The sequence below is a fragment of the Providencia sp. PROV150 genome (genome assembly GCF_028481025.1).
In the GTDB taxonomy this organism is placed as follows: domain Bacteria; phylum Pseudomonadota; class Gammaproteobacteria; order Enterobacterales; family Enterobacteriaceae; genus Providencia; species Providencia hangzhouensis.
In genome coordinates this window covers 1-26304 of the sequence record NZ_JAMPPJ010000034.1, presented here as the reverse complement: position 1 = coordinate 26304, position 26304 = coordinate 1, and the positions used below count along the sequence as shown (strand labels likewise).

The following is a 26304-nucleotide window of genomic DNA, read 5'->3' as shown; positions in this document are numbered from 1 at the left end:
ATTGATGATAGTAAAGAAATTAGTGTTACACCAGATAGTCAATATTAACATTAAGTGGTTAATATAAGGATATTTAATGCGCAAGTTAGCGATAGGTTTGGTATTAGTGATGGTTGTAATTTTTACTCTGTTAGTTAATTCTTACAATACAATCCAAAAAAATGATGAGTTAGTCTCTGCGGCAGCGTCAGAATTATTAAACCAATATCAGCGTCGATTTGATTTGATCCCTAATCTGGTCAGTACAGTTAAGGGATATTCAAGTCATGAAAGCAATGTGTTACAAGAAATTGTAAAGGCGAGAGCGTCTGTCGGGAAAATTAATGTGGATGGTCGCGTGTTTGATGATCCTGAAATTTCTGCGAGCTATCAAAAAGCTCAAGATAATTTAGGGCAATCTCTATCACGTCTGTTAGTCATTTCAGAAAATTACCCTGAATTGAAAGCAAACTCACTCTATCAAGACCTGATGGTACAGTTGGAGGGAGCTGAAAATCGTATTTCAGTTGCGAGAGGGCGGTATATAGAGGCGGTACGCCATTATAATACTCAAATTAGGCAATTCCCCTATAACTTAATTGCGGAATCTATGGGGTATGATAAAAAAATTAATTTTAACGTTGAGAATGGGCATGAAATCAAAAGAACACCAATGGTGGATTTTAACTCATGATACGTAATATTTTATTTTTATTTTCCTTGCTTTTATTTAGTGCTATTGCGAGCGCATCAGTGAATAATACACCCCCATTAAAAATAGATAGGGTCATTGATCGTGCAAATTTATTAACGGCGCAGCAATTCAAAACGCTAAATAATTTATTGATTAACTTTGAAAATAATCGGAATGATGGTTCACAATTTGTTGTTTATATCGTTCCGACTACTGGGAGTGAAAATATCGAAACTTTCGCAAATCGTGTTTTTAATCAATGGGGGATAGGTAAAAAGGGGCTTGATAATGGATTACTGCTTGTTGTGGCAATAAATGACCGCAGTGTTCGCTTTGAAGTCGGGTACGGCTATGAGGGGACATTTACCGATGTTCTTGCTGGGAGAATTATTCGAAAAAATATGTTGCCGTATTTTAGAGCAGAAAACTATTATACGGGTATTGAGCAAGGGATTATAAATGCCATTCATGTAGCTAATGATAGACCAATAAGCTCAACGAATTCTTTGACAGATCTTATTCCTCTTAAAATATTACAAACACATTTTATTTTAATTTATGTGATAATATTAGGGCTAATTTATTGTTTTCAGCTTGTATTTTCAACGAAAAAATTAAAAAGAAAAATTAATCAAGTGATAGCGCAGTCAGGTAAAAAAAAGAAAAATTCAGAAAAGCGAGGATATAAGATAGGTGCAAATCAGCTAAAACGGTTAAAAAATTATCTGAATTACTCATTCTATTTTCCAACATCATTTTCGCTGTATTTCCCTGTAGTGTTTTGTTCAGTCGTTGTCATTTTTTATACACAAATAATTCTTAGTGGTATTGTTAACCCTTTTATCTTATTACTGATGGTGGTGTTATCATTATTCTTTAACCTTATTTCATTAACCGTGTTGTTTATTGGCATCAATATCTTATTTCCGATTTATCGACAGCAGAGAAAAGAATGGAAAGCGATTTGTGAGTTCAGTCGATTTGGTTCACCTTTTTATCAACCTTCATATTCAGTAAACACATCCCATAAACACGCTTCTAATTTTACTTCCAGTCACGATTTCAGCTCATCAAGTTCATCAAGTTCATCAAGTTCATCAAGTTCATCAAGTTCATCAAGTTCATCAAGTTCGTCAAGTTCATCAAGCGGTGGGGGAGGCGGTTCTAGCGGTGGTGGCGGTGCTTCGGGGCATTGGTAAAGTGTCTACTAAGGTCTTGATTTAGGTTTATAAGTAAGCGTCAGGTGAATCCCACCTAGCTGGTCGTGTATTAAATGTATTGATTTGGTTAAATTAATGTTCCCTTTCAGTAAGAGTACCAATAATCTTGTCATGTATTTCAGTAAATTTTGAATACCTCCATTGATGAGGAAGGTCATCGCTACGATGATCCGTTGGAGCTTCAAAAACTGGTATTTTTTAGATGCGGTCAATAAACAGCATTGAGTGATAACTTACCACAGCGTAATAGTCAACTAACCAATACGATCCCATTTTTTATCGTGTTACTCTTTATGGCTTTTTATACACTTTGGGGTTTTATGGATAGACACTCATCTAAAATGTATGCATTTCAGGATGCAATTAATTATAACAAAAGCATTTATGACTCGTATAATGAACAAGGCAGTAGCCCTCCAAAATATTTAGATAAATATGTTCCATACTTTAACAAAGAAAAATAAGTATATGGGTCTATAATAAAGCATATTATACTGGTGAGCTTAGCCGTAATAGCCAGGCAGAAATATTTTTAATAATTGCCTGGCTAATTTTTGAGCTGTACAGCTACCTAAAAGGGCTTCTCTAAATCTATTTAGTGTACTTGGCTACTCCACCTTAGTGACGCAAAAACCAACACCAAACCCGAAATAGTTAGTACTAAACCTAAGTGTTGGCTCCAACCAGCGACCATTAGACCGATGGCGAGTCCGATGTAGTAAAATAAACCTAAAATTGCTCCGGCGGTGCCTTTTTGCTCACCATAACGGTTTAATGCATGGGCAAGTATGTTCGGGATCGCAATTCCGTAACCAATAACGACACCAATAACTGGTAAAACAAACCAAATAGAATCCATTAGAGCAAAAACTAAGCAGCCACTAACTAAAGAAATGATACTTGATAGCTTAACAAGTTGTTCAGATGTGTGTTTTTTAGCCAATAAATAGCGATTTGATATTGAACCTAAACCGACCCCAAGCGCTAATAATATCCCAGTTAATCCAAACTGTTGTTGAGTGAGCATTAATTGTTCAAAACTGAAAGGTGCCAGCTGATAATAGCTAAATAAATTAATGTTGAAAAATGCAATCAAGATCACATTTCTAATAATTTCTTTATCTGCAATCATGCGTAAAAATGTCTCAATAAATGAGACTTGCGTCACGTTTTCAGGCTTGGTCTCAGGTAAACGACAGGCGGACCAGAGAAAAAGCACCGCTGCTAAAATCGCTAAGCCGATAAAAACGGCACGATAGCCACCAAAATTGGCTAACCCAGCACCAGATAACATTCCCAAAGCGGGGCTAATTGCTAAAGCAACTCCCATAATAGAAAAAACTTTCGCTAATTCATGGCCTTGGTAGCTATCGCGCATGGCAGTTTGTGTGCCAATTGAACCTACGGCAGCGCCAAATGCTGACAACATTCTCATTAATAATAATAAATAAAAATGTGTGACAAATAACGCGCCAACAGAGGCAATACCATAAATCAATAAACCCGCCAAAATAGTCGGGCGGCGCCCTAAGGTGTCACACATTCGTCCCCAAAACACCACGCCTAATGCAAAAGCAAAGAAATAAAGCGACAGTGTTTGTGAAGCTTGTTCCGCATTTACTGAGAAAGCACTGGCGATATCAGTGAGAGCGGGGCTGTATATGGTTTCCACAATTTGAGGAAACATCATTAAGGCAACAGCAAGCCATAATGAGAGAGGATGTTTCATACTTTTTCCTGCCAATCTACTAAAAATAAAGGGTCTAATCGGATACAACGATTTAATAGCAGGCAGTTTAGTGTTATTTTTATTGTCTTATTACAATAATAAAGACTATAAATATCAAAAAAGAGACATTATGGCTTGGTTAAATCAAACAGATGAATTTCAAACTCACTGGTACCATGCCCCAGTATTGGGAATTGCAGCAAAATTGGGGCAGCATGACTCAGGTTTTCATAAACATGAAATGGGACAGCTTTTGTTTACACAACAAGGGTGTATACGGATTTCACTGGAAAATCGCCTGTCTTTGCTTCCCCCTGGTAGAATGGCTTGGATCCCACCATTTGTTCTTCATCGGGCGCAAATGAGGGCATCAGTGGGATATCGTTCGGTTTATTTATCAGAAGAATATGCCAAAGAAATCGGGAACGATGTGGTTATTTTAAATATTTCACCATTGCTAAGGGAAGTGCTAGAACGTATTGCTATTGCTCCGTTTGATAGTGATTGGCAGCAGGGGCGTTTGGCCAACTTATTACCGGTATTTATTGATGAATTACAGAGTGCTGCTTTAGAACCAACACTGTTAGCACTACCGCAAGATAGGCGCTTTAAAGGGGTTGATATCGAACAATTACCACCGAATTTAAACCAATTAGCGCAAACTATCGGTGCGAGTGAGAAGACGATTACACGGATTTTTTTTAAAGAAACAGGAATGAGTTATCAAGCATGGCGCCAACAGTGGCGTTATATTAAAGCCATTGAATTACTCGCACAAGAAAAGCCATATCATTATATTACTCAAGAACTTGGCTTAACAAGTGATAGTGCGTTTATTAGTTTTTTCCGTAAAATGAGTGGGATGACCCCAAGGGAATATCAGCAGCAGTAAGCTAAATGACTTTGGTAAACAAACATGAAAAAGCCCCGAAAATTCGAGGCCTTAGCATATGTAGGGGTTCAGATTTAATTAAATATTATTTTTTTGATAATTCAGAGTTGAATTCACGTTTGTCATAGCCGGTATATAGCTGGCGAGGACGTGCAATTTTCAGGCCGTCATCGTGCATTTCATTCCAATGTGCAATCCAGCCAATGGTACGTGCAATGGCAAAAATAACAGTAAACATTGAAGATGGAATACCCATTGCTTTCAAGATGATACCTGAATAGAAGTCAACGTTCGGGTACAGTTTTTTCTCAATGAAATACGGGTCGTTTAATGCGATACGTTCCAGCTCCATAGCGACTTCCAGCAAGCTGTCATTCAAGCCAAGTTCATTTAGAACTTCATGGCAAGTTTCACGCATTACGGTTGCACGTGGGTCATGGTTTTTATAAACACGGTGACCGAAGCCCATTAAGCGGAAAGAGTCATTTTTGTCTTTAGCGCGCTCGATAAATGCAGGGATGTGCTCAACAGTTTGGATTTCTTCCAACATACGTAAGCAAGCTTCGTTAGCTCCACCGTGAGCAGGCCCCCACAGTGAAGCGATACCCGCTGCGATACAAGCAAATGGGTTTGCGCCAGATGAACCCGCAGTACGAACTGTCGATGTTGAGGCGTTTTGTTCATGGTCAGCGTGCAGAATCAAAATACGATCCATTGCGCGTTCTAAAACAGGATTAACTGTGTATTCTTCACATGGTGTAGAGAACATCATGTGCAAGAAATTACCCGCGTATGACAGGTCATTACGTGGATAAACAAAAGGTTGGCCAATTGAATATTTGTAACACATCGCTGCAACTGTTGGCATTTTTGATAGCAGACGATAAGCCGTAATTTCACGGTGGCGTGGGTTATTCACGTCTAATGCATCGTGATAGAAGGCAGCTAGTGCGCCTGTAACACCACATAATACAGCCATTGGGTGTGAGTCACGGCGGAAACCATTAAGCATGCGAGTAATTTGCTCATGGATCATGGTGTGGCGAGTCACCGTATTTTTAAATACGTCATATTGTTCTTGAGTCGGTGCTTCACCGTATAGCAGGATATAACAAACTTCGAGATAAGAGGCTTCAGTAGCGAGTTGATCGATAGGGAAACCACGGTGTAACAGAATGCCTTGCTCACCATCGATATAGGTGATTTTTGATTCACAGGATGCAGTAGAAGTAAAACCAGGGTCGTAGGTAAAGAACCCTTTAGAACCTAAAGTTCGGACATCGATAACGTCTTGACCAATCGTTGGGCTTAAAATATCTAGGTCAATATCACCCTTACTACCAGTCGTTAGCTTAGCTTTGTTATCAGCCATTACGGTCTCCTTAGCGCTTGATAATCGACACCCAACAACCCAGAAGCTCAGCGTTATACTGCGTCTTCGTGCATTGTTCTACCGGTATGCTTTGGAAATCAGCTAGCTATCACATAAAACCTGAAATCTGAGACCGATGACAATGTAGTTAGGTTGTTTATGAGTGTGTAGATGTTATGTTCTTTTTGTTGTTTTCCCTACAATATCATTATTTGTGGTAAGAGGAACAACTTTCATAACTTTTGTTATTAATACCCATCATAGTTCAAATTGAAGAGTATTTAACATTGCAATATTCACGTTTTTTTCTTTTACGATGAAGTGTCAACAGCACCGTTAAGATAATTCTGCCAGACCTATATGTAAGATAAATGTTGAATCATTGTCAAATAAGATAAGCACATTTATACAAAATGTTTAAATCGTGATCCTTCTCACTGTTCGGGCTAAATGTCTCCAAACATTTTGTGTGGGAATTGTAATGGCATTGTGAAGACTTTATACTAGCGGCAGGTCTCCGGATTACCCTGTAGTAGGAGTTCCCAGCGTGATCAGTATGCAACTTTATTTAAACATGATGGATTAGAGTTTGTGTTAAGTTGCATTTTGTACCCCCTGTCGCTGTCTGATTTCCACCCCAGGTCCGGAGGATGGAAAATAATAAAGAGCTGTGTGGGCAAAATTGTGAAAAAACAAAGACCTGTCAACCTTGATTTGCAGACGATTCACTTCCCGATCACTGCAATATCTTCGATCTTGCACCGTGTCTCTGGCGTCATTACTCTCATCGCAGTTGGTATTCTGCTTTGGTTGTTAGGGACATCTCTCTCCTCTCCAGAAGGTTTTCAATACGCGTCTGAAATAATGACTGGCTTTTTTGCTAAGTTCATTCTTTGGGGCATCTTGACGGCTTTGGCTTACCACATCTGTGGTGGTATTCGTCATATGCTAATGGATTTCGGTTGTGTTGATGAAACGCTTGCTGCTGGTAACTCATCTGCAAAAATTACATTTGTCATTACCGTGATTTTAGCAATTCTGGCGGGGGTTTTAGTATGGTAAGTAATGCTTCAGCTTTAGGCCGTACTGGTATCCAGGACTGGCTATTAATCCGTGGTTCTGCGATTGTCATCGCGCTCTATGTACTCTACATTGTTGGTTTTGTTGCTATTAATGACATTACCTATGACGTCTGGCGTGGTTTTTTCGCCTCTTCTGTGACGAAAGTATTCACTATCCTCACGTTGTTCTCGATTCTTGTCCATGCGTGGATTGGCATGTGGCAAGTGCTGACTGACTACGTTAAGCCTTTAGCAATTCGTTTAGTGTTGCAACTGGCTATCGTTGTAGGTCTGTTGGCTTATTTAATTTACGGAACAATTGTTGTGTGGGGTGCATAAATGAATCTGCCAATCAGAGAGTTTGACGCTATCGTTATCGGTGCTGGTGGCGCAGGTATGCGTGCTGCACTGCAAATTTCACAGTTGGGTCTGTCATGTGCTCTGCTGTCAAAAGTCTTTCCAACCCGTTCTCATACTGTTTCAGCGCAAGGCGGTATTACTGTTGCGTTAGGTAATACTCACCCTGATAACTGGGAATGGCACATGTACGATACCGTGAAAGGTTCCGACTACATCGGTGACCAAGACGCTATTGAATACATGTGTAAAACAGGGCCAGAGGCTATCCTTGAATTAGAGCATATGGGGTTGCCATTCTCTCGCCTTGATGACGGAAGTATTTATCAACGTCCATTTGGTGGTCAGTCTAAAAACTTCGGTGGTGAGCAAGCTGCACGTACTGCGGCTGCGGCTGACCGTACTGGCCACGCACTGTTACATACCTTGTATCAGCAGAACTTAAAGAACCACACGACCATTTTTTCTGAATGGTATGCCCTTGATTTAGTTAAAAACCAAGATGGCGATGTTGTAGGTTGTACTGCAATTTGTATGGAAACAGGCGAATTAGTTTATTTCAAAGCGAAAGCAACTATTTTAGCAACCGGTGGTGCTGGGCGTATTTACCAATCAACCACTAACGCACACATCAATACAGGTGATGGTGTGGGGATGGCTGCTCGTGCAGGTGTTCCACTACAAGATATGGAAATGTGGCAGTTCCACCCAACGGGTATCGCAGGTGCGGGTGTTCTCGTTACTGAAGGCTGCCGTGGTGAAGGTGGTTACTTGCTGAACAAAGACGGTGAGCGTTTCATGGAACGTTATGCGCCGAATGCGAAAGACCTTGCGGGGCGTGACGTTGTTGCGCGTTCTATCATGATTGAAATTCGTGAAGGTCGTGGTTGCGATGGCCCATGGGGTCCACATGCTAAACTGAAATTGGATCACTTAGGAAAAGAAGTTCTGGAATCTCGTTTACCGGGTATTCTTGAGTTATCTCGTACCTTTGCTCACGTTGACCCAATCAAAGAGCCAATCCCAGTAATTCCTACTTGCCACTACATGATGGGCGGTATTCCGACTAAAGTTACAGGCCAAGCCATTCGTTATAACGAAAAAGGTGAAGATGAAGTCATTCCTGGCTTGTTTGCAGTCGGCGAAATTGCCTGTGTATCAGTACACGGCGCTAACCGATTAGGCGGTAACTCACTCCTCGACTTAGTGGTATTTGGTCGTTCAGCGGGTCTGCATTTGAAAGAGTCAATCATGGAACAAGGTTCAATGCGTGATGCGTCTGAATCTGATATCGATGCAGCGATGACTCGTTTTAACCGTTGGGAAGGTGCACGTACTGGTGAAGACCCAACTGAAATCCGTAAAGCACTGCAAACCTGTATGCAGCATAACTTCTCGGTATTCCGTGAAGGTGATGCCATGGCGAAAGGTTTAGAAGAGCTGAAAGTGATTCGTGAGCGCCTGCAAAATGCACGTCTTGATGATACCTCGACTGAGTTTAATACTCAGCGTATCGAATGTTTAGAACTGGATAACCTGATGGAAACGGCTTATGCAACGGCACAAGCTGCAAACTTCCGTACAGAAAGCCGTGGTGCGCATAGCCGCTTTGACTACCCAGAGCGAGATGATGCGAATTGGTTATGTCACTCATTATATTTACCGCAATCTGAAACGATGACGCGTCGTGAAGTCAACATGCAGCCAAAACTGCGTGAAGCCTTCCCACCGAAAATTCGTACCTACTAATGCGTGGTGTTAATCCAGTTGCGGAGAAATAAACTATGAAATTACAATTTTCGATTTATCGCTACAATCCTGATGTGGACAACGCACCACGTATGCAAGATTACACGCTAGAAGTTCCTGAAGGGCGTGACATGATGTTGCTGGATGCGTTAATCCAAATTAAAGAGCAAGACCCAACATTATCCTTCCGTCGTTCTTGTCGTGAAGGGGTATGTGGTTCTGATGGTCTGAACATGAACGGTAAAAACGGGTTGGCATGTATTACGCCATTATCCGCGTTAATCCGTGGTGGGAAGAAAATTGTCATTCGTCCATTACCAGGTCTGCCTGTTGTACGTGACCTGATTATCGATATGACACAATTCTATACCCAATATGAAAAAATTCGTCCATATCTTATTAATGATAATAAGAACCCACCGGCGCGTGAGAATTTACAAACTCCTGCACAACGTGAAAAACTCGATGGTTTATATGAGTGTATTTTGTGTGCATGTTGTTCGACTTCTTGCCCATCTTTCTGGTGGAATCCGGACAAGTTTATCGGGCCTGCAGGCTTGCTGGCGGCGTATCGCTTCTTAATTGATAGCCGTGATACAGAAACCGATTCGCGATTAGATGATCTGAACGACGCTTTTAGTGTCTTCCGCTGTCATAGCATCATGAATTGTGTCAATGTATGCCCTAAAGGACTAAATCCAACGAAAGCTATCGGTCATATTAAATCTATGTTACTAAAACATAGTGCTTAATGATGCATATTTAACCCGCAGTGCTCAGGTGCTGTGGGTTAAAATGAAATAGCACAAAATAAAAACATAAGTTAAAAGAAACGCGTAAAGTAAAAACAATGACATGATTTAAATGCGCGGAAGCTCACAAAAGCGCGAAAACGAAATACCAACAAAGAGCGTCAGAAAGTAACATTGTCACCCATAAAAAGTAGTACTTATTAAAACGTTGTCATTACAAAAGCGTAAAAAAGTGAAAGCAAAGAAAGTAACAGCAAAAAGTAGAAAAAATAGCCAACTGCAAAAAAAGATGAAGACGACAGCCCAAGCATAGGGGCCTTTAAAAACCGCAGCCAGTTTTTAAAGGTTCCTTAAAAGGGAAACCCTTACTGATAAAGGGCCTCCCAAAGAGAGAACATGCATAAAGCACGTCCAAGAGAACCTTTATCGAGGTCGCTTAAATGCGGCGATTAGTTAACCACGGCGAAAACTAAAGCTTTAAAAGCTTAAGGGATCACAATGCAGAACGGCGTAATGAAGGACTGGCTGGATTCAAGCTTTCTGGCAGGCGCGAACCAGACTTATATAGAACAGCTCTATGAAGATTATCTGACTGACCCTAACTCTGTCGATGCCGAGTGGAAAGCAATTTTTGATCAACTACCTGGTGCGGCATTAGGTACTAGCGGTGAACAATTCCACTCCCAAGCGCGCGATTACTTCCGTCGCTTAGCAAAAGACTCTACACGTTATCACACCTCTGTTAGCGATCCAGCTATCGACGCAAAACAAGTCAAAGTTTTGCAATTAATCAATGCGTTCCGCTTCCGCGGGCACCAAAATGCGAATCTTGACCCGTTAGGTCTTTGGAAACGTGAATCTGTTCCAGATTTAGACCCAGCATTCCACAACCTGACGAAAGAAGACTTCAACGAAACCTTCAATGTGGGTTCATTTGCTATTGGCAAAGAAACCATGAAGCTGAGTGAGCTATATGAGCACCTGAAACGTATTTATTGCGGTTCTATCGGTGCTGAATATATGCATATCACAAATACAGAAGAAAAACGTTGGATTCAGCAGCGTCTTGAATCTGTAGACGTATCTAAAATTTTCTCAGTAGAAGAGAAAAAACGCTTCTTAGCAGAATTAACGGCAGCTGAAGGGCTTGAGCGTTACATTGGGGCTAAATTCCCAGGTGCCAAGCGTTTCTCATTGGAAGGTGGTGATTCACTAATCCCAATGCTGAAAGATTTAATCCACCACGCAGGCAAGCAAGATACCCGTGAAGTTGTTTTGGGTATGGCTCACCGTGGTCGTTTAAACGTTCTAGTTAATATCTTAGGTAAAAAACCTGGCGAATTATTTGATGAGTTCGCGGGGAAACATAAAGACCACTCTAGTGCGGGTGACGTTAAGTATCACCAAGGTTTCTCCTCTGATTTTGAAACCGCAGGTTCTCGTGTTCACTTAGCATTAGCATTTAACCCATCTCACCTTGAGATTGTTAGCCCTGTAGTTATTGGTTCAGTACGTGCTCGTCGTGACCGTCTGGATGAAGGCCGCAGCAATATGGTTCTGCCAATTACCATTCATGGTGACTCAGCAGTAACTGGCCAAGGCGTTGTGCAAGAAACATTAAATATGTCTCAAGCACGTGGTTATGAAGTTGGCGGTACTGTACGTATCGTAATTAATAACCAAATTGGTTTCACTACTTCAAATCCAAAAGATACACGTTCAACCGAATACTGTACTGACATCGTTAAAATGGTGCAGGCGCCAATTTTCCACGTGAATGCAGATGACCCTGAAGCAGTGGCATTTGTAACACGTTTGGCACTGGATTTCCGTAACACGTTCAAACGCGATGTTATGATTGATTTAGTATGCTATCGCCGTCATGGGCATAACGAAGCGGATGAGCCAAGTGCAACTCAGCCAGTGATGTATCAAAAAATCAAACAGCACCCAACACCACGTAAAATTTATGCAGACCGTTTAATTGCAGAAAATGTGTTAAGTGCTAATGATGTCACTGAAATGGTTAATCTGTATCGTGATGCGTTAGATGCGGGTAACTGTGTGGTTGAAGAATACCGTGAAATGGGTCTGAACTCATACACATGGGCTCCATATTTAAACCATGAATGGGATGCATCATACAAATCAACCGTTGATATTAAACGCCTAACTGAACTGGCAACTAAAGTCAGTACTATTCCAGAAGGCGTGGTTGCGCAATCTCGTGTTGAGAAAATCTATGCAGACCGTGCCGAAATGGCGAAAGGTGAAAAACTTCTCGACTGGGGCGCCGCTGAAACTTTAGCGTACGCAACATTGGTTGATGAAGGTGTTCCTGTACGTTTATCGGGTGAAGATGCGGGCCGTGGTACATTCTTCCATCGCCATGCAGTTATTCACAATCAAACGAATGGTTCAGTTTACGTCCCACTGCAGAATATCCATAACGGGCAAGGTGTTTTTAATGTTTGGGACTCTGTTCTGACTGAAAACGCCGTATTAGCATTCGAATATGGTTATGCAACGACAGAACCACGCGCATTGACTATTTGGGAAGCACAATTCGGTGACTTCGCTAACTGTGCGCAAGTGGTTATCGACCAATTCATTAGCTCTGGTGAGCAAAAATGGGGTCGTATGTGTGGTCTGGTAATGCTACTGCCTCATGGTTATGAAGGTCAGGGGCCAGAGCACTCATCTGCACGTTTAGAACGTTACCTGCAACTGTGTGCTGACCAAAACATGCAAGTGTGTGTGCCATCAACACCAGCTCAGGTTTATCACATGTTACGTCGCCAAGCCTTACGTGGCATGCGCCGTCCTCTGATTGTGATGTCACCAAAATCTCTGCTGCGTCACCCGTTAGCGGTTTCTAGCATGGAAGAATTGGCTAATGGTACATTTGAGCCAGTTATCGGTGAAATCGATGAAATCAATCCGAAAAATGTGAAACGCGTCGTTCTGTGTTCAGGGAAAGTCTATTACGATCTGTTAGAACAGCGTCGTAAAAATGAACAAACTGACGTTGCTATCGTGCGTATCGAACAGCTATATCCGTTCCCACACGAAGATATCCAAAAAGCGTTGGCGCAATTTACTGATGTAAAAGACTTTGTATGGTGTCAAGAAGAGCCATTAAACCAAGGTGCTTGGTATTGCAGTCAACATAATTTCCGTGAAGCTATCCCAGCTGGGGCAACTTTACGTTATGCAGGTCGAGCTGCTTCTTCATCTCCAGCAGTTGGCTATACGTCCGTACACCAGGAACAACAAAAAGCCCTGGTTAATGACGCTTTGAACATTGAATAATTAAAGGATAGAAAATGAGTAGCGTAGAAATTCTTGTTCCCGATCTTCCTGAGTCCGTTGCAGATGCTACGGTTGCCACATGGCATAAAAAACCAGGTGACAGTGTTCAGCGTGATGAAGTACTGGTTGAGATCGAAACAGATAAAGTCGTTTTAGAAGTTCCTGCAAGCGAAGCGGGTGTATTAGAAGCTATCGTTGAAGATGAAGGTGCAACAGTATTGTCTAAGCAGTTACTGGGTCGCATTCGTTTAGGCGATAGCACTGGCATTCCAGCTGAAGTGAAAGAAGCACAAGAGTCAACACCTGCACAACGTCAAACTGCAAGTTTAGAAACAGAAAGCAACGATGCGCTGACACCAGCTATTCGTCGTTTAATTGCAGAGCACGATTTAAACCCTGCGGATATCAAAGGGACTGGCGTTGGCGGTCGTTTAACTCGTGAAGATGTTGAAAAACATTTAGCGGCAAATAAATCTGCGACACCTGCGGCGAAAGCACCAGAAGCGCCACAAGCGCCATTAGCGCACCGTAGTGAAAAACGTGTTCCAATGACTCGTTTACGTAAACGTATCGCAGAGCGCCTGTTAGAAGCGAAAAATACGACTGCAATGCTGACGACGTTTAACGAAGTCAACATGCAACCAATCAAAGACTTACGTAAACAATATGGCGAAGTATTCGAAAAACGTCATGGTGTCCGTTTAGGCTTTATGTCTTTCTATGTTAAAGCTGCGGTTGAAGCACTGAAACGCTACCCAGAAGTGAATGCTTCTATTGATGGCGATGATGTGGTTTACCATAACTATTTCGATATCAGTATTGCTGTATCAACACCACGTGGTCTGGTAACGCCAGTGCTGCGTGATGTCGATGCAATGAGCATGGCTGATATCGAGAAGAAAATTAAAGAACTGGCTGTCAAAGGTCGTGACGGTAAATTAACTGTCGAAGACTTAAGTGGTGGTAACTTCACTATCACTAACGGTGGCGTATTCGGTTCTCTGATGTCTACACCTATCATTAACCCACCACAGAGCGCGATTTTAGGCATGCATGCGATTAAAGACCGCCCTATGGCTGTAAATGGTAAGGTAGAAATTCTTCCTATGATGTATTTAGCACTGTCTTACGACCACCGTTTAATCGATGGTAGTGAGTCAGTTGGCTTCTTAGTCGCTATCAAAGATATGCTGGAAGACCCAACTCGTTTACTGCTGGACGTATAGCAACATAACAGGGCAGGGTACAACTTGCCCGGTCTGAAGTAACCGATGCAACCCGTTCGCGGGTTGCTAAATCAGTAACAATTGCAGGAGGCGAATAAACGCCTCTTCAGACTCAATTATGGATAGAACATCATGAATTTACACGAGTACCAGGCAAAACAGTTGTTTGCACGTTATGGGATGCCTGCACCGACAGGTTATGCCTGTTCATCAGTTGCTGAAACCGTCGATGCAGCTAAAAAAATTGGTAACGGCCCATGGGTAATTAAATGCCAAGTTCACGCTGGTGGACGTGGTAAAGCGGGTGGCGTGAAAGTCACTAGCGATATCAATGAAGTTAAAGCGTTTGCAGAACACTGGTTAGGTAAAAACTTAGTTACCTATCAAACAGATGCTAATGGCCAACCAGTAAACCAAATTTTAGTTGAAACTGCGACTGACATTGATAAAGAACTCTATTTAGGTGCTGTTGTTGACCGTAGCACTCGCCGCGTTGTGTTCATGGCTTCTACCGAAGGTGGCGTGGAAATTGAGAAAGTCGCAGAAGAGACCCCAGAGTTAATTCACAAAGCGATTATCGACCCATTGACTGGCCCAATGCCTTTCCAAGGTCGTGAGTTAGCATTCAAATTAGGTCTAACTGGCAAACAAGTTAGCCAATTTGCAAAAATTTTCATGGGTCTAGCAACATTATTCCTAGAACGTGATTTAGCATTAGCTGAAATCAACCCACTGGTTATCAGCACTGCGGGTGATTTAGTTTGCTTAGATGGTAAATTAGGTATCGATAGCAACGCGTTATATCGCCAACCTGAAATCCGTGAACTGCGTGATGAATCACAAGAAGATGCGCGTGAAGCACAAGCAGCTCAGTGGGAACTGAACTATGTTGCATTAGACGGCAACATCGGTTGTATGGTTAACGGTGCAGGCCTTGCAATGGGTACGATGGACATCGTTAAATTACACGGCGGCGCACCAGCTAACTTCTTAGATGTTGGCGGCGGCGCGACAAAAGAGCGTGTAACTGAAGCATTTAAAATCATTCTTTCTGATGAAAACGTGAAAGCGGTTTTTGTTAACATCTTTGGTGGTATCGTTCGTTGCGACCTGATTGCAGACGGCATCATTGGTGCAGTTGAAGAAGTTGGCGTAAATGTACCGGTAGTTGTGCGTTTAGAAGGTAACAATGCAGAGTTAGGTGCTAAAAAACTGGCAGATAGCGGCTTGAACATCATCGCTGCAAATAGCCTGACAGATGCAGCTAAGAAAGCAGTAGCAGCAGCGGAGGCTAAATAATGTCTATTTTAATCGATAAAAACACTAAAGTAATTTGCCAAGGTTTCACTGGTGGTCAAGGTACATTCCACTCAGAACAAGCGATTGCTTATGGCACGCAAATGGTCGGTGGTGTGACTCCAGGTAAAGGTGGCACTGTTCACTTAGGTCTACCTGTGTTTAACACTGTTCGTGAAGCTGTAGAAGCAACGGGGGCAACAGCCTCTGTTATCTATGTTCCAGCACCATTTTGTAAAGATTCTATTTTAGAAGCTATCGATGCAGGCATTAAACTGATCATCACCATCACTGAAGGTATCCCAACGTTGGATATGCTGACAGTGAAAGTGAAATTAGACGAAGCAGGCGTTCGTATGATTGGGCCTAACTGCCCAGGTGTTATCACTCCGGGTGAATGTAAGATTGGTATCCAACCTGGTCATATCCATATGCCAGGTAAAGTCGGTATCGTTTCGCGTTCAGGTACGTTGACTTATGAAGCTGTTAAACAAACAACAGATGCAGGCTTAGGTCAATCGACTTGCGTAGGTATTGGTGGTGACCCAATCCCAGGTTCAAACTTCATTGATATCCTGAAATTATTCCAAGCGGATCCGCAAACTGAAGCTATCGTCATGATCGGTGAAATCGGTGGTAACGCAGAAGAAGAAGCGGCGGCTTATATTAAAGAGCACGTCACTAAACCTGTTGTCGGTTACATCGCAGGTGTAACTGCGCCAAAAGGCAAACGTATGGGGCACGCAGGTGCAATCATCGCTGGCGGTAAAGGCACAGCTGATGAGAAATTTGCTGCATTAGAAGCGGCTGGTGTGAAAACCGTTCGTAGCCTTGCAGACATCGGTGATGCAGTAAAATCATTACTGAACAAATAAGTGATTCGCTAGGCAACTAGTAAGAGTAAGAGACGAAAGCCCGTGCTCATGTGAGCGCGGGTTTTTTTATGGTTTACAAAAACATTTCAAACAAATTTTATGTGGTTATGCGGTTTTCTGAAAAGAGTGTCTATACTTAAAAATGCGTATTACAGGCTTATATGAAGGAAAATTGATAATGAGGGGCAATTAGACGAGTAGGGGAGGCGCTAATCGCATTTTGTGCAAAAAATAGCAAAATTGCGGCATGTCAATTTTATAATATTGACGGCAATTCAATTAAACCAATATAACCGTTTAGTTGATAAAAACGGCTATATTAATAAAATTCATAATAAGTTTAAAATAAGATACTATTACAAATTAAATATTCTTTTTTCGAGGCTTTAATTCAATGATTATATTTTTTGTTAATCTTTGGAAAAATTAAGAACATTTGTATCATTATCAATAACAGCATTTTAACAAGTAAATAACCATTAATTGACTGACAGGTATATCAATTAACAACAGGAAAAAAATTGACGTAAATCAATTCATTGCCTCTGGCTTTATTTGTTCAAATTGCTTAAATTGGTGCTCGATCAAATACTCGGTTTTCTATTAAAGGGTATAATTATTGATGTAAATTCAGAATTCAAATCTGAGTCACGTAAAAGAAGTTTATTGTGTGTGAAGATAGGCGTACTATTATTATAGTAACGTTTGTTCTTTTAATTTTGTTAATTATTTGTTGTTTTGAGGCATTTTTTGCTGGTAGTTAAGAGGCTTTCTAAGTATTTAAAACTGGAAGCTGGGTTGCCGCAAGTCGGTGTCTTCCTGCTAGGAGCAAGGAGTCAAGATGTTTGATATTGTCGAACTGTCACGATTACAGTTTGCCTTAACTGCGATGTATCACTTCCTGTTCGTACCATTAACGCTAGGTATGGCGTTTTTGCTTGCGATCATGGAAACGGTATATGTACTGTCAGGCAAACAAATTTATAAAGATATGACTAAGTTCTGGGGTAAGTTATTTGGTATTAACTTTGCTCTGGGTGTTGCAACGGGTTTGACCATGGAGTTCCAATTCGGTACTAACTGGTCTTACTACGCTCACTACGTTGGAGATATCTTCGGTGCACCTCTTGCAATCGAAGGTTTGATGGCGTTCTTCTTAGAATCTACCTTTGTTGGTTTATTCTTCTTTGGTTGGGATCGTTTAAGCAAAAAACAACACCTTGCTGTAACATGGTTAGTTGCTTTAGGTTCTAACTTCTCTGCTCTGTGGATTTTGGTCGCGAACGGTTGGATGCAAAACCCAATCGCTGCTGATTTCAACTTTGAAACCATGCGTATGGAAATGGTTAGCTTCTCTGAGCTAGTCTTGAACCCAGTCGCACAAGTTAAATTCGTCCACACAGTTGCTGCAGGTTATTGTACCGGTGCAATGTTTATCTTAGGTATTAGCTCTTACTACCTGCTTAAAGGTCGTGATGTTGCTTTTGCTAAGCGTTCTTTTGCAATTGCGGCAAGTTTTGGTATTGCAGCGGTTCTATCTGTTATCGTTCTTGGTGATGAATCAGGTTACGAAATGGGTGACGTACAAAAAACGAAACTTGCAGCCGTTGAAGCTGAGTGGGAAACTCATGCTCCTCCAGCCGCGTTTAACTTAATCGCTTGGCCAGATACCGAGAAACAAGAAAATAAATTTGCTATCTCGATTCCTTGGGCGATGGGTATCATTGCAACCCGTTCTGTCGACACACCTGTTTTAGGCTTGAAAGACCTAATGAAACAACACGAAGTTCGCATTCGTAACGGTATGATTGCATACGGTCAGTTACAAGAACTTCTTGCAGGTAATAAAGATCCTGAACTGCGTGCGGCATTCGAAGCAAGCAAAAAAGATCTTGGATATGGTCTTCTGTTAAAACAATATGCACCAAATGTTGTTGATGCAACTGAAGCTCAAATCCAAAAAGCAGTGAAAGATAGTATTCCTAACGTTGGGCCTCTGTTCTGGGCATTCCGTATCATGGTTGGTGTTGGCTTCCTGTTACTGTTGATTATTGGCTGGGCATTCCTGTCAGTAGTTCGTAACCGTATTGGTCAAAATAAACTATTGCTGCGTATTGCACTACTCGGTATTCCATTACCATGGATTGCAATTGAATCGGGTTGGTTCGTTGCTGAATATGGTCGTCAGCCATGGGCAATTGGTGAAGTGTTACCGGTTTCGGTTGCACACTCCAACTTGACAACCCATGACCTGATCTTCTCTATGGTATTGATCTGTGGTCTGTACACACTGTTCTTAATTGCTGAAATGTTCTTAATGTTCAAATTCGCTCGTAAAGGGCCAAGTAGCCTGAAAACCGGTCGTTACCACTTTGAACAGAAAAACACTTCTGCACACGACGTTCAGTAAATAGGAGTCCACTTATGTTTGATTATGAAGTTCTTCGATTTGTGTGGTGGATCCTTATCGGTGTATTACTGATTGGGTTTGCTGTCACAGATGGCTTTGACATGGGCGTTGGCTTCTTATTACCTATCTTAGGTAAAACAGATACTGAACGCCGTATCATGATTAACGCTGTTGCACCTCACTGGGATGGTAACCAAGTTTGGTTAATCACTGCGGGTGGTGCTATGTTCGCTGCATGGCCACAAGTTTATGCTGCGGCATTCTCCGGCTTTTATGTCGCTATGATTTTGGTATTAGCAGCATTGTTCTTCCGTCCGGTTGGTTTCGACTACCGTTCAAAACTGGAGAACCCAAAATGGCGTAATATGTGGGACTGGGGTCTGTTTATTGGTGGTTTCGTTCCACCATTAGTTATCGGTGTTGCGTTTGGTAACCTGTTATTAGGTGTTCCACTACAAATCGATAACCAGCAGTACCTGACTTATACAGGTAACCTGTTTGGTCTGCTAAACCCATATGGTCTGTTAGCGGGTGTTGTCGGCTTAATGATGATTGTGACGCAAGGTGCAACTTATTTGCAAATGCGTACCACGGGTGAACTGTACTTACGTGTTCGTAAAGCGACTTATATCTGTGCATTAGTTACTTTAGTTGCTTTCGCAGGCGCAGGTGTTTGGTTAGTAATGGGTATTGATGGTTATGTTGTTACTTCAACTATCGATACATTGAGTGTTTCTAACCCACTAAACAAGACAGTCGCAGTTGAATCAGGTGCTTGGTTGACTAATTTCAACACTTACCCAATTCTGTGGGCGTTGCCTGCTCTGGGTGTAGCACTACCGTTAGTCACAATGCTGTTTAGTAAAGCAGACAAAAATGGTTGGGCGTTTGTGAGTTCTTCATTAACTATCGCTTGTATCATTTTAACCTGTGGTGTAGCAATGTTCCCATTCATCATGCCTTCAAGCATCATGCCAAACGCAAGTTTGACCATGTGGGATGCAACATCTAGCTTGTTTACACTGCAAGTGATGACTGTTGTTGCTATTATCTTTGTTCCAATCGTACTGGCATACACCGCATGGTGTTACTATAAAATGTTCGGTCGTTTGGACAAAAACTTCATCGAAGGCAACAAGCACTCACTGTATTAAGGAGCATAACTATGTGGTATTTCGCCTGGATCCTCGGCACGCTGTTAGCTTGTAGTTTTGCAGTGATTGCAGCATTAGCATTAGAGCACTCAGAAGACTCTAAAACAGCTAAAGATGGTGAGTAATAAAAATGCTGGTGGATAAAACCTATCAGCTATTGGATAAGGGGCCGATAAGGGCCCTTATCCTTATTTTAGCTTTAGTAACTGCAGGTGCAGTCATGTGGGATCCAACCCTATTTGCTGCGAAAACGAGTTCATTTCAGATATGGCAAGGGCTGTTGTTAATATGGGCAACATGTACCGCGATGATTTTTGGTGTGGGTTTTAAACCTAAAAAAGTTATCTTCCGTGCAATTTTCCATCCATTGCCAGCTGCCATCATTCTTATTTGGGGACTTTTTCAGGTCTTTAGATAATTCTAATTGCTAATTATGGGTCAATGGACCCATAATTATTTTTGATATCTTTACTTTCAAAGTGATTCCAAACTGGCACTGTCTTGCGTATAGTGGCACCGTTAATTAATTTAACCTAAGACGGAGTGATTGTTATGTTATTTCGCTGGCCTGTTCGCGTGTATTATGAAGATACAGATGCGGGCGGTGTTGTTTATCATGCACGCTATTTAGCCTTTTTTGAGCGAGCAAGAACCGAAATGCTGCGAAATAAAGGTATCAATCAACAAAGTATGCTTGCTGAAAACCTTGGCTTCGTTGTGCGAAGCATGACAATTGATTTTGTCAAAGGCGCTAAGCTAGATGACCTGCTGGAAGTTGAAACGCAAATTATTGAAATGAAACGCGCGTCATTAACTTTTCAGCAAAGGTTAGTTGATTCGCAAGGTAACCTGCTTTGTGGGGCAAATGCCCTTATTGCTTGTGTGGACACATCAAAAATGAAGCCGATTGCGCTTCCTAAGTCTATTGTCGCGGAGTTTAAACAGTGACTGACATGAATATCCTGGATTTATTCCTTAAAGCGAGCCTTTTGGTTCAGCTCATTATGTTCGTTTTGATCGGTTTTTCTATCGCATCATGGGCGATCATTATTCAAAGAACGAAAATTTTAAATGCGGCAACTCGTGAGGCTGAAGCATTTGAAGATAAGTTCTGGTCAGGTATCGAGTTATCGCGCTTATATAAAGAAAGCCAAGCTCGCCGTGATGAATTGAGTGGTGCCGAACAAATTTTCCATTCTGGTTTTAAAGAGTTCGTTCGTTTACACCAAGCGAATATTCATGCGCCAGATGCGGTAGTCACGGGGGCTTCTCGTGCAATGCGTATCTCAATGAATCGTGAACTTGAATCAGTTGAAGCGCATATCCCATTTTTAGGTACTGTTGGCTCAATTAGCCCTTATATTGGTTTATTTGGTACCGTTTGGGGGATTATGCATGCATTTATTGCATTGGGCGCGGTAAAACAAGCAACATTACAAATGGTTGCACCGGGTATTGCTGAAGCATTGATTGCAACCGCAATTGGTTTGTTTGCAGCGATCCCTGCAGTTATGGCATTTAACCGTTTGAACTTACGTGTCAGCAAATTAGAGCAAAACTACGATAACTTTATGGAAGAGTTTTTAGCCATCTTGCATCGTCAAGCTTTCTCTGCTGATAAGAAATAAGACGGGGGAGATAAGCGAATGGCGCGCACAAGTCGCAGACGTGAGCTGAAATCCGAAATCAACATTGTTCCATTACTGGACGTATTGTTGGTACTGTTGCTGATATTTATGGCAACAGCACCGATTATTTCTCAAAGTGTGGAAGTTGAATTGCCGGATGCAACAGATACACAAACCGTCTCATCAAGTGATAACCCACCGATTATTTTAGAAGTGTCGGGGGTTGGCCAATATAATATGCGTCTTGATGGTGAGGTTTTAGAATTGTTACCACCAGAGCAAATTGCGGCAGAAGCAAAATCTCAATTAGAGAAAAATCCAAAAGCGATTTTCTTGATTGGTGGAGCAAAAGAAGTCCCTTATGAAGAAGTGATTAAGGCGCTGAATATATTACACAGCGCAGGGATAAAATCGGTTGGCTTGATGACTCAGCCTATTTAGGCTGGGTTATTGTCGTTTGAATAAGTCACAATTCTTTTTTTGGATACCAGAGTGGGAAAGACAAAAGAGAAAAAAGATAACTTAAATCGATCATTAGTGATGTCAATTGTATTGCACGTCCTATTGATCGGCTTGATTGTTATAGGCTCTTTAGTTTCCGTCGTCAAACTTGGTGGTGGCGGGGAAGAGGGAACTGTCATCGATGCGGTGATGGTTGACCCTGGCGTGGTTGTTGAGCAATATGAAGAAATGCAAAGGCAGCAAAATAACGTCAGACAAGCGGCGAAAGAGCGTAAAGAGCAAGAACAAAAGCAAGAGGCTGAGCTTAGAGAGCAGCAAGAAAAGGAACAAAAGCGTCTTCAGCAGCTTGAAGAAGAGCGTATTAAAACTGAGCGTGCAACGGCAGAGCAACAAAAGCAAGCCGAAGAACAACAGAAAAAAGCGTTAGAAGCGGCTAAAAAAGCGAAGGAAGAGCAAAAAATAGCTGAAGAAGCTGCCGCGAAAGCGAAAGCAGAAAAAGAAAAATTAATTAAAGAGCAAGCCGCTGAAAAGGCAAAAGCTGAGGCACAAGCTCAGAAAGAAGCAGAAGCGGCGAAAGCCAAAGCTGAAAAAGAAGCTAAAGAGAAAGCCGAAAAAGAAGCCAAGGAAAAAGCAGAAAAGGACGCTAAAGTAAAAGCTGAGAAAGAAGCTAAAGCTAAAGCCGATAAGGAAGCCAAAGAAAAAGCAGATAAAGAAGCGAAAGCCAAAGCGGCAAAAGCTAAGGCTGAGGCTGCAAAAAATGCGGCTTCCGTTGACGATTTGCTTGGTGATTTAACGGCATCAGGCCCTAGCAAGCAAGGTGGCGAAGCTGCAGCTGGAAAAGGTGGCGGTAAAAAATCAGGGGCATCCAATGCTGATGTGGACAGCTATGCTGGTAAAGTCAAAGCGGCTATCCAAAGTAAGTTTTATGATTCAGATACTTTCCGTGGGCGTACTTGTGAACTTCAATTGAAGCTCGCGCCAGATGGGTTATTGGTGAGTATTACACCAAAAAATAGCCCGGCCAATGACGCGGCACTCTGTGATGCAGCAATCCGAGCAGCAAAACTTGCAACGATGCCTAAACCACCTAGCAGAGAAGTCTATGATACGTTTAATAAAGCAGGTAGCACGGTTGTGTTTAAACCTTAATATTCAATAACTCAGAGCAGTCTGTATTGATATTATTAAGGCAATAGCATAAATAGTTTGTGTGGTATCTAGTTTTGTTATTATACCTTTGTTAAAATTCAGCGAATTATTGCGGTAGTAAATAATCCGCAGTAAGGGAGATAAGAATGAAGCAGGCTTTTAAAGTAGTTTTAGGGTTCCTAATGCTATGGGCGACAGTGGCTCAGGCTGAAATACGTATTGAGATCACTGAAGGCGTTAACTCAGCTCAACCTATTGGTGTTGTTCCGTTTAAATGGTCAGGTGCTGGTGCACCACCACAAGAAGTCGGCCAAATAGTCGGTGCTGATTTACGCAATAGCGGGAAATTTAACCCTATCGAACCAAGCCGTATGCCTCAACAACCAGGTACCGCTTCTGAAGTGATTCCTGAAGCGTGGACAGCGTTAGGTATTAACGCAGTTGTTGTGGGGCAAGTACAGCCTGCAGCAGATGGTAGCTTTGTTGTTAGCTATCAGTTAGTCGATGTCGCGGCTAATCCAGGTGCTGTTTTATCTCAGAACCAATATAAAGTAACAAAAGAATGGTTACGTTATGCAGCGCATACTGCAAGTGATGAAGTCTTTGAAAAATTGACAGGTATTCGTGGTGCATTCCGTACACGTATTGCTTATATTGTTGTCAACAAAGGCGGTCAGTATCCATATGAATTACGTGTTTCTGATTACGACGGTTTTAACCAGTTTACGGTTCACCGTTCACCAGAACCTTTGATGTCGCCAGCATGGTCACCAGATGGTGAAAAACTGGCTTATGTTACATTTGAAAGCGGCAGTTCAGCACTTGTCATTCAAACCTTATCGACAGGAGCGGTTCGTCAGGTAGCATCATTCCCTCGTCACAATGGGGCACCTGCATTCTCTCCGGATGGTACTAAACTGGCATTTGCATTGTCTAAAACAGGCAGCTTGAATTTATATGTAATGGACTTAGCGAGTGGGCAAATTCGTCAGGTAACCGATGGCCGTAGTAACAATACCGAGCCAAGTTGGATGCCAGATAGCCAAACTTTAGTCTATACTTCAGATCAGGCAGGACGTCCGCAGATTTATAAAATGAATATTAATGGTGGCAGCCCTGAGCGTGTGTCCTGGGAAGGAACACAAAATCAGGACGCTGATGTTAGCCCGGATGGTACTTTCTTAGTGATGGTCAGCTCCGGTGGCGGTCAGCAACATGTCGCCAAACAAGATCTGGCAACGAATAACGTTGAATTTTTAACGAAAACGTTCCTAGATGAAACGCCGAGTATCGCACCTAACGGCACTATGGTAATTTATAGCTCCTCTCAAGGCTTGGGGACTATATTGCAGCTAGTTTCGACCGACGGGCGTTTCAAAGCGCGTCTTCCGGCTACCGATGGACAGGTTAAATTTCCTGCCTGGTCGCCGTATCTGTGATGCATAATAATAATGTGTGGCAAAAAATATTAAGGATCAAAACGATGCAACTGAATAAAGTGCTTAAAGGGCTGATGATCGCGTTACCAATCATGGCAGTCGCAGCTTGTAGCTCTAACAAAAACAATGACCAAGATGGCGTAGATACTTCTACTAACCAAACTAATACTGGTCTGTCTGCGGAAGAGCTGGCACGTCAGCAAATGGAACAGCTGCAACAAAACAACACTGTTTACTTTGGCTTTGACAAATACAACGTATCTCCAGAATACGCTGAAATGTTAGATGCACACGCAGCATTCCTGCGTAGCAACCCATCTGTACGTGTTGTTGTTGAAGGTCATGCGGATGAGCGTGGTACTCCAGAATATAACATCGCGCTGGGCGAGCGTCGTGCTAATGCAGTTAAAATGTACCTGCAAAGCAAAGGTGTTTCTGGTGACCAAGTTTCACTGGTTTCTTACGGTAAAGAAAAACCAGCTGTGTTAGGTCACACTGAAGCAGACTACGCGAAAAACCGTCGTGCAGTCATTGCATACTAATAGATAAGCGAAATTATCTATTATGAACAGTAACTTCAGACACTTACTAGTCGGTCTGTCGTTATTGGTTGGCGTAGCGGCCCCTTGGGCCGCTATTGCCCAAGCGCCAATCAACAATGTCGGATCTGGTTCAACAGCAGACCGCCTTACCCAACTTGAGACAGCAGTTAGCTCTCAAGGTCAAATTCTGTATCAAATTCAACAGCAACTCGCTGACAATCAACGCGACATCGACATGTTACGTGGTCAGATTCAAGAAAGTGAATACAAATTGAATCAAGTCATTGAGCGTCAGAAAGATTTATACATGCAATTAGACAATGCGGGCGGTGGTAATTCAGCAACCTCAGGCGATACAGCAACACCTGACACTAGCGCATCAAATGGATCATCTTCCTCAGCGACACCTACGGCAGCGGCCAATACAGGTGGAAATGAGAAAGATGATTACAATGCTGCAGTCAAATTAGCGATGGAAAGCAAATCCAAAGCTCAAATTGACCAAGCAATAGGTGCATTACAAGGTTTTATTAAAGCCTACCCTAAGTCTGGGTATCAATCTAACGCCAACTATTGGCTGGGGCAGTTAAACTACAATAAAGGTAGCAAAGACGATGCTGCTTTTTATTTCGCCACTGTAGTTAAGCAGTATCCTAAATCCCAAAAAAGCAGCGAAGCCTTATATAAAGTTGGGCTGATCATGCAAGATAAGGGACAAAAAGATAAAGCGAAAGCTGTTTACCAACAGGTATTGAAACAATATCCAAACAGTGCTGGTTCAAAATTAGCCGAAAAAAAGCTGAGTACACTTTAATTTATAGCCCCGAAGCAATATTACCGAATATTTCGGGGTTATCAGTATGATAAGTGCGCATTTAAACTTTTTTTTAAAAAAAATCATTGCACCCTCGTCAGAAATCAGTAATATAGGCCGCCGTTGAGACGAGAATGTGGTTAGCCAAAAATCTCGAGATACAAAAAGAAATTTAGTTGGAAATATTGTTTT

At 42.0% G+C, this 26304-nt stretch carries 24 protein-coding genes; 22 read left to right on the top strand and 2 right to left on the bottom strand.

All coding sequences use genetic code 11. The features are described from left to right. Positions 1–76: 76 nt before the first annotated feature. The gene (locus tag PSE83_RS19540) at positions 77–673 is read left to right on the top strand and encodes a LemA family protein (RefSeq protein ID WP_004256874.1); all 597 of its coding nucleotides are present in this window, start codon (positions 77–79) and stop codon (positions 671–673) included. Continuing rightward, positions 670–1872 (top strand): TPM domain-containing protein, encoded by a 1203-nt coding sequence (locus PSE83_RS19535; RefSeq protein WP_272661036.1) that lies wholly within the window; start codon positions 670–672, stop codon positions 1870–1872. Before PSE83_RS19540 ends, PSE83_RS19535 begins: the two co-directional genes overlap by 4 nt. A 616-nt stretch (positions 1873–2488) precedes the next feature. Here PSE83_RS19535 and PSE83_RS19530 read toward each other — a convergent pair. Then, positions 2489–3622: a multidrug effflux MFS transporter gene (locus PSE83_RS19530; protein ID WP_096865171.1), complete on the bottom strand. Its 1134-nt coding sequence runs from the start codon at positions 3620–3622 to the stop codon at positions 2489–2491. Between the two features lie 130 nt (positions 3623–3752). Here PSE83_RS19530 and PSE83_RS19525 point away from each other — a divergent pair, with 130 nt between their 5' ends. After that, on the top strand, positions 3753–4514 hold the full coding sequence (locus tag PSE83_RS19525; RefSeq protein ID WP_004256845.1) for an AraC family transcriptional regulator: 762 nt from the start codon (positions 3753–3755) through the stop codon (positions 4512–4514). Between the two features lie 85 nt (positions 4515–4599). On the opposite strand, the gene PSE83_RS19520 is transcribed toward PSE83_RS19525, so the two are convergent. Then, entirely contained in the window at positions 4600–5886 is a 1287-nt protein-coding gene (locus PSE83_RS19520) for a citrate synthase (RefSeq protein ID WP_004256842.1), read from the bottom strand. Between the two features lie 672 nt (positions 5887–6558). On the opposite strand from PSE83_RS19520, the gene sdhC reads away from it, so the two are divergent. From sdhC to cpoB, 19 genes are all read left to right on the top strand, one after another. Then, positions 6559–6948 (top strand): succinate dehydrogenase cytochrome b556 subunit, encoded by a 390-nt coding sequence (gene sdhC / locus PSE83_RS19515; protein ID WP_004256840.1) that lies wholly within the window; start codon positions 6559–6561, stop codon positions 6946–6948. Continuing rightward, positions 6942–7286 carry a succinate dehydrogenase membrane anchor subunit gene (gene sdhD / locus PSE83_RS19510; protein ID WP_004256832.1) on the top strand — a complete coding sequence of 115 codons (345 nt, stop codon included), beginning with the start codon at positions 6942–6944 and terminating at the stop codon, positions 7284–7286. Before sdhC ends, sdhD begins: the two co-directional genes overlap by 7 nt. After that, on the top strand, positions 7287–9053 hold the full coding sequence (gene sdhA / locus PSE83_RS19505; RefSeq protein WP_042848296.1) for a succinate dehydrogenase flavoprotein subunit: 1767 nt from the start codon (positions 7287–7289) through the stop codon (positions 9051–9053). 35 nt (positions 9054–9088) lie between these two features. Next, the gene (locus tag PSE83_RS19500) at positions 9089–9805 is read left to right on the top strand and encodes a succinate dehydrogenase iron-sulfur subunit (RefSeq protein WP_004256824.1); all 717 of its coding nucleotides are present in this window, start codon (positions 9089–9091) and stop codon (positions 9803–9805) included. A 498-nt stretch (positions 9806–10303) separates the two neighbouring features. Further along, positions 10304–13117 carry a 2-oxoglutarate dehydrogenase E1 component gene (gene sucA, locus PSE83_RS19495; RefSeq protein ID WP_004256820.1) on the top strand — a complete coding sequence of 938 codons (2814 nt, stop codon included), beginning with the start codon at positions 10304–10306 and terminating at the stop codon, positions 13115–13117. A 14-nt stretch (positions 13118–13131) separates the two neighbouring features. Then, entirely contained in the window at positions 13132–14343 is a 1212-nt protein-coding gene (odhB, locus tag PSE83_RS19490) for a 2-oxoglutarate dehydrogenase complex dihydrolipoyllysine-residue succinyltransferase (RefSeq protein ID WP_004256815.1), read from the top strand. Between the two features lie 132 nt (positions 14344–14475). After that, positions 14476–15642: an ADP-forming succinate--CoA ligase subunit beta gene (sucC, locus tag PSE83_RS19485; protein WP_004256812.1), complete on the top strand. Its 1167-nt coding sequence runs from the start codon at positions 14476–14478 to the stop codon at positions 15640–15642. Continuing rightward, positions 15642–16514, top strand: coding sequence for a succinate--CoA ligase subunit alpha (gene sucD, locus PSE83_RS19480; RefSeq protein WP_004256808.1), 873 nt, complete (start codon positions 15642–15644; stop codon positions 16512–16514). Before sucC ends, sucD begins: the two co-directional genes overlap by 1 nt. Positions 16515–17355: 841 nt before the next feature. After that, positions 17356–18924, top strand: coding sequence for a cytochrome ubiquinol oxidase subunit I (gene cydA / locus PSE83_RS19475; protein WP_004256799.1), 1569 nt, complete (start codon positions 17356–17358; stop codon positions 18922–18924). A 14-nt stretch (positions 18925–18938) separates the two neighbouring features. Further along, positions 18939–20078, top strand: a complete 1140-nt coding sequence (cydB, locus tag PSE83_RS19470) for a cytochrome d ubiquinol oxidase subunit II (RefSeq protein WP_096865175.1) — start codon at positions 18939–18941, stop codon at positions 20076–20078. Between the two features lie 11 nt (positions 20079–20089). Next, entirely contained in the window at positions 20090–20203 is a 114-nt protein-coding gene (gene cydX, locus PSE83_RS19465) for a cytochrome bd-I oxidase subunit CydX (RefSeq protein WP_004256792.1), read from the top strand. Between the two features lie 5 nt (positions 20204–20208). Next, positions 20209–20496 (top strand): cyd operon protein YbgE, encoded by a 288-nt coding sequence (gene ybgE / locus PSE83_RS19460; protein WP_004256791.1) that lies wholly within the window; start codon positions 20209–20211, stop codon positions 20494–20496. 134 nt (positions 20497–20630) lie between these two features. Continuing rightward, entirely contained in the window at positions 20631–21026 is a 396-nt protein-coding gene (ybgC, locus tag PSE83_RS19455; protein WP_004256789.1) for a tol-pal system-associated acyl-CoA thioesterase, read from the top strand. Beyond that, positions 21023–21706 carry a Tol-Pal system protein TolQ gene (gene tolQ, locus PSE83_RS19450; protein WP_004256787.1) on the top strand — a complete coding sequence of 228 codons (684 nt, stop codon included), beginning with the start codon at positions 21023–21025 and terminating at the stop codon, positions 21704–21706. Before ybgC ends, tolQ begins: the two co-directional genes overlap by 4 nt. An 18-nt stretch (positions 21707–21724) precedes the next feature. Continuing rightward, entirely contained in the window at positions 21725–22147 is a 423-nt protein-coding gene (gene tolR, locus PSE83_RS19445; RefSeq protein WP_004256786.1) for a colicin uptake protein TolR, read from the top strand. 51 nt (positions 22148–22198) lie between these two features. Beyond that, positions 22199–23317: a cell envelope integrity protein TolA gene (gene tolA / locus PSE83_RS19440; RefSeq protein WP_004256784.1), complete on the top strand. Its 1119-nt coding sequence runs from the start codon at positions 22199–22201 to the stop codon at positions 23315–23317. A 146-nt stretch (positions 23318–23463) separates the two neighbouring features. Then, positions 23464–24756, top strand: a complete 1293-nt coding sequence (tolB, locus tag PSE83_RS19435; protein ID WP_004256782.1) for a Tol-Pal system beta propeller repeat protein TolB — start codon at positions 23464–23466, stop codon at positions 24754–24756. A 44-nt stretch (positions 24757–24800) separates the two neighbouring features. After that, positions 24801–25298: a peptidoglycan-associated lipoprotein Pal gene (gene pal, locus PSE83_RS19430; protein WP_004909091.1), complete on the top strand. Its 498-nt coding sequence runs from the start codon at positions 24801–24803 to the stop codon at positions 25296–25298. A 22-nt stretch (positions 25299–25320) separates the two neighbouring features. Further along, positions 25321–26112, top strand: coding sequence for a cell division protein CpoB (gene cpoB / locus PSE83_RS19425; RefSeq protein ID WP_004256777.1), 792 nt, complete (start codon positions 25321–25323; stop codon positions 26110–26112). Positions 26113–26304 lie beyond the last annotated feature (192 nt).

What these genes read in the sequence shown, in the direction of transcription:
- PSE83_RS19540 (WP_004256874.1), top strand. Translation starts at nt 77, where the DNA reads ATGCGCAAGTTAGCGATAGGTTTGGTATTAGTGATGGTTGTAATTTTT.
- PSE83_RS19535 (WP_272661036.1), top strand. Translation starts at nt 670, where the DNA reads ATGATACGTAATATTTTATTTTTATTTTCCTTGCTTTTATTTAGTGCT.
- PSE83_RS19530 (WP_096865171.1), bottom strand. Translation starts at nt 3,622, where the DNA reads ATGAAACATCCTCTCTCATTATGGCTTGCTGTTGCCTTAATGATGTTT.
- PSE83_RS19525 (WP_004256845.1), top strand. Translation starts at nt 3,753, where the DNA reads ATGGCTTGGTTAAATCAAACAGATGAATTTCAAACTCACTGGTACCAT.
- PSE83_RS19520 (WP_004256842.1), bottom strand. Translation starts at nt 5,886, where the DNA reads ATGGCTGATAACAAAGCTAAGCTAACGACTGGTAGTAAGGGTGATATT.
- sdhD (WP_004256832.1), top strand. Translation starts at nt 6,942, where the DNA reads ATGGTAAGTAATGCTTCAGCTTTAGGCCGTACTGGTATCCAGGACTGG.
- sdhA (WP_042848296.1), top strand. Translation starts at nt 7,287, where the DNA reads ATGAATCTGCCAATCAGAGAGTTTGACGCTATCGTTATCGGTGCTGGT.
- PSE83_RS19500 (WP_004256824.1), top strand. Translation starts at nt 9,089, where the DNA reads ATGAAATTACAATTTTCGATTTATCGCTACAATCCTGATGTGGACAAC.
- sucA (WP_004256820.1), top strand. Translation starts at nt 10,304, where the DNA reads ATGCAGAACGGCGTAATGAAGGACTGGCTGGATTCAAGCTTTCTGGCA.
- odhB (WP_004256815.1), top strand. Translation starts at nt 13,132, where the DNA reads ATGAGTAGCGTAGAAATTCTTGTTCCCGATCTTCCTGAGTCCGTTGCA.
- sucC (WP_004256812.1), top strand. Translation starts at nt 14,476, where the DNA reads ATGAATTTACACGAGTACCAGGCAAAACAGTTGTTTGCACGTTATGGG.
- sucD (WP_004256808.1), top strand. Translation starts at nt 15,642, where the DNA reads ATGTCTATTTTAATCGATAAAAACACTAAAGTAATTTGCCAAGGTTTC.
- cydA (WP_004256799.1), top strand. Translation starts at nt 17,356, where the DNA reads ATGTTTGATATTGTCGAACTGTCACGATTACAGTTTGCCTTAACTGCG.
- cydB (WP_096865175.1), top strand. Translation starts at nt 18,939, where the DNA reads ATGTTTGATTATGAAGTTCTTCGATTTGTGTGGTGGATCCTTATCGGT.
- cydX (WP_004256792.1), top strand. Translation starts at nt 20,090, where the DNA reads ATGTGGTATTTCGCCTGGATCCTCGGCACGCTGTTAGCTTGTAGTTTT.
- ybgE (WP_004256791.1), top strand. Translation starts at nt 20,209, where the DNA reads ATGCTGGTGGATAAAACCTATCAGCTATTGGATAAGGGGCCGATAAGG.
- ybgC (WP_004256789.1), top strand. Translation starts at nt 20,631, where the DNA reads ATGTTATTTCGCTGGCCTGTTCGCGTGTATTATGAAGATACAGATGCG.
- tolR (WP_004256786.1), top strand. Translation starts at nt 21,725, where the DNA reads ATGGCGCGCACAAGTCGCAGACGTGAGCTGAAATCCGAAATCAACATT.
- tolB (WP_004256782.1), top strand. Translation starts at nt 23,464, where the DNA reads ATGAAGCAGGCTTTTAAAGTAGTTTTAGGGTTCCTAATGCTATGGGCG.
- pal (WP_004909091.1), top strand. Translation starts at nt 24,801, where the DNA reads ATGCAACTGAATAAAGTGCTTAAAGGGCTGATGATCGCGTTACCAATC.
- cpoB (WP_004256777.1), top strand. Translation starts at nt 25,321, where the DNA reads ATGAACAGTAACTTCAGACACTTACTAGTCGGTCTGTCGTTATTGGTT.